This window comes from Microcoleus asticus IPMA8, from assembly GCF_013179805.1.
Taxonomy (GTDB): Bacteria; Cyanobacteriota; Cyanobacteriia; order Cyanobacteriales; family Microcoleaceae; genus Microcoleus; species Microcoleus asticus.
This window is the reverse complement of sequence record NZ_SRRZ01000179.1, coordinates 8,509-11,409: the sequence shown is the minus strand read 5'-3', so window position 1 is coordinate 11,409 and position 2,901 is coordinate 8,509. Positions and strand designations below refer to the sequence as shown.

3 protein-coding genes and 1 pseudogene are annotated in these 2,901 nt (G+C 44.6%); 3 read left to right on the top strand and 1 reads right to left on the bottom strand.

What is annotated here, in order from left to right; genetic code table 11:
• Window positions 1-328: 328 nt before the first annotated feature.
• The 3 genes from E5S67_RS29355 (at window position 329) to E5S67_RS29345 (ending at window position 2,283) form a co-directional block, all read left to right on the top strand.
• Entirely contained in the window at window positions 329-1,057 is a 729-nt protein-coding gene (locus E5S67_RS29355) for a hypothetical protein (protein ID WP_172192631.1), read from the top strand.
• A gap of 138 nt (window positions 1,058-1,195) precedes the next feature.
• Window positions 1,196-1,858 carry a glutathione S-transferase family protein gene (locus tag E5S67_RS29350; RefSeq protein WP_172192629.1) on the top strand — a complete coding sequence of 221 codons (663 nt, stop codon included), beginning with the start codon at window positions 1,196-1,198 and terminating at the stop codon, window positions 1,856-1,858.
• Window positions 1,855-2,283 carry a hypothetical protein gene (locus E5S67_RS29345; RefSeq protein WP_172192628.1) on the top strand — a complete coding sequence of 143 codons (429 nt, stop codon included), beginning with the start codon at window positions 1,855-1,857 and terminating at the stop codon, window positions 2,281-2,283. The genes E5S67_RS29350 and E5S67_RS29345 overlap by 4 nt, the downstream gene beginning before the upstream one ends.
• A 259-nt stretch (window positions 2,284-2,542) precedes the next feature.
• Here the strand turns inward: E5S67_RS29345 and E5S67_RS33750 are convergent.
• Window positions 2,543-2,901: pseudogene (locus E5S67_RS33750) on the bottom strand (SH3 domain-containing protein); the annotation flags it as partial.

Sequence of the window (2,901 nt, the reverse complement as noted above, 5' to 3'; positions counted from 1 at the left end):
CTTAGTAGTGTAGATTTTCAGATCTGAAGTCTATTTATTTTCAACTCACCTTTGCTGAGTCTTTTCTTGCTGCCTAGTCTAAACTCCAGTCAGAAGCTTGTTTTGGTGATATTATCCTAAGAATAATTTAGTATCAGTAAGTCAATCGCAGGCAAGCACATACCATAGAAAGCCGCAATATTTCCAGATTTTCCGGATTTAGTCAAGCTTGTAAGCAAAGAATAATGAGATAGCTTGACGGTAGTGGATTGATGAATTTGTTATCAATGGGTTGTGAAATTAAGCTAGCGTCTCTACTCTACTAAAAACTTTGTTATTCGGAGGATTCATGTCTCCATCAGTTATTGAAAATTTTGTAGTCGGTATTATAACGAGTGTTGTAACAGCGGTCGCTTTTTGGCTATGGGGAACAATACGAAAGTCCCAAATCCTGAATCGAAGATCTGCTTTCTTTGGCATTTCACCAAAGGAGAATTGCCTTGTAGTCATGAACCATTCTGCCCGCGATCAAAATGTCATGGCTCATGGAGATGTAGAAACCTTAGTTGAAGTGGTAAGACTTGTAGATGAAATTGGTGGCAAATTAGTCATTGCTCGTTTTGATCGAATATTGGAACCAGCAGGAGAAATGACTGAGTTTTGTATAGGAGGCCCGGACTCTAATCAGAGAACTAAGGTTCATTTAGAGAACTTTCTTAAAGGTGTTCGTTACAATCCTTATTCTCCTGACAGTCCTGATAATGTTGCGCTCGTCACGAAAAACGAGATTTACAGGTACAAAAAGCATGAAGATGAATATGCTATTTTGGCAAGATTCTATTCAGAGCCTGATTCCTATCCCGTCATCTTAATCTGCGGTCAAACTTCAAGAAGTAATCAGGGCAGTACCCATTATTTAGTCAAAAATTATGAGAAGTTTCTCAGAGATAAGTTTGGCAATAAAAAACCATTTTGCCTGATTCTTAAGTTACAATCACCTCTAACGTATGGGTTTAGATCGGTACGGTTGGTTAAAGATGTGACTGATATAGCATTTGTTCCTTTTGGTCATCAATAAAGTAAGATGTCCGATTGTTGGAGAAGTACGATCGCCCTATTTGCGTGTAAAATTGACTAAAATCTAAATATTTTAAGCAGCGCGATTGGCAACTCAATCCTCAAAACCTGAATCTCTCAACAACCAGGCACAAAATTTATGAAACTTTACCACACTCCCATTTCCCCCAACTCCCGTCGCGTGTGGATCGCCCTTTTAGAAAAAAACCTCGACTTTGAATTGGTAGAAATCCACTTGGACGGCGATCACTTACAGCCAGACTTTATCGCAATGAATCATTTTCACCGCATCCCTGTTTTGGTGGATGATGACTTCACTGTCGTCGAGTCTCTAGCAATTCTTGACTATCTAGAAACCAAGTATCCCGAACCGGCAATGCTGCCAAAAGAACCGAAAGATTTGGCAGTTGTGAGGATGGTAGAATTGCTCACGGTTAACGAACTTATACCAGGAGTTAACCCCCTAAGCAGTGAAAAAATGGGATGGGGAACTCCCCAAGCGCAGGAAATCGCAAAGGCTAAGGAAAAAGTCGATACTGTGTTGAAATTTTTTGAAGGTTTGTTGGACGATCGCCCTTTTTTCGCTAGCAACAGTGTCACGTTTGCCGAGTGCGTTGCCGGCACCATCGTGCCCTTGCTACCTTGGGTTGGTGTGTCCCTAGACGGCTATCCTAAAATTCAAGCTTGGTGCGATTGCCTGCTGGCCCGCCCCTCATGGCAGCAAACTCAATTCACCGAGGCAGATTTGGCGGCTTTCGCATCTCGAAGACAAAAATTTTTGGCACAAGCTGAAGCCTCATGAACAAATCAATTGTCAAGCGATCGCTCTTTTTCCTACCTATTTTCGCCTGCATCCAACTTCCCATCGCAGCAATGGGGCAGCCCGCCGCCCGATCGAACTACGAAGCAATTAACGCTAAACAGTTCCTTGCCGATCGCAAAATTACCGTCTCCAACCCCAAAGATATCGCAGCAAAACTCTTTAGCAGCGACCGAGAATCTGAAGGCAGAAAAAGCGACCAAATTTCGGTTGAATATCCCACGCGAGAAACAGCCGTAATTGTCCAAACCGTCGTCGGTTTAGCTGACGATTCTGTTGCTGCAATGCGGCATCGCATCGAACTCAGACTCAGGCAAAATAAATGGGAAATTGTCTGGATTGGCCGACAATCGAAGTGTCAACCAAATCGCGGACACCAAGATTGGGCAAGCGGCCTCTGTAGGTAGAAAGGTCGATCGGCCTTTTCCTTAAATTCATTCATCCCGCGTGCGTTGCGAGGAACCAAGCTAGGACTTGATGCAACCCACGAAAAACATAGGCCTAGAAAGATTCGCTACCGCTGCTTCCCGACAGAAATAAGTTATTCATGCGTAAGTCCAGGGAGCAGTCTGGGCTGGGCTTTGTTCGCTTGCTGCGCGACAATCTTAAAACTATTTTCGGTGTCGATCGCTCTTTTAGTCAAAAAGAGCGATCGAACTCAGAAGTTTACTTGCACATGATCAAATTTCCCGCTGAGATGAATCCGGCCACAGGGGCTGAAATCTCAACCCAATTGCGGTCTTCTCCATTCTTATCTTTCACTAACTGGAAATTCGGTACAAGCGTTACTTGACCGTTAGCCGGTACGCCACCTTTAACCGCAGCAGTCTTGGAAGGCTCCGTGCGGATAGCTAGACCCCTTGGCGCTACGCGAGGTTCTACTTGACGGCACAGACTTACGGGGCCCGGTGCTGGTGCTGGTGCTGGTGCCGGTGGTGGAGAAGGTGCTGGAGAAGGAGTAGGAGATGGAGCAGGAATTGGACTTGTAAGTGGTCGGGGCTGTAGATAAGAAACAGATCCGAGAA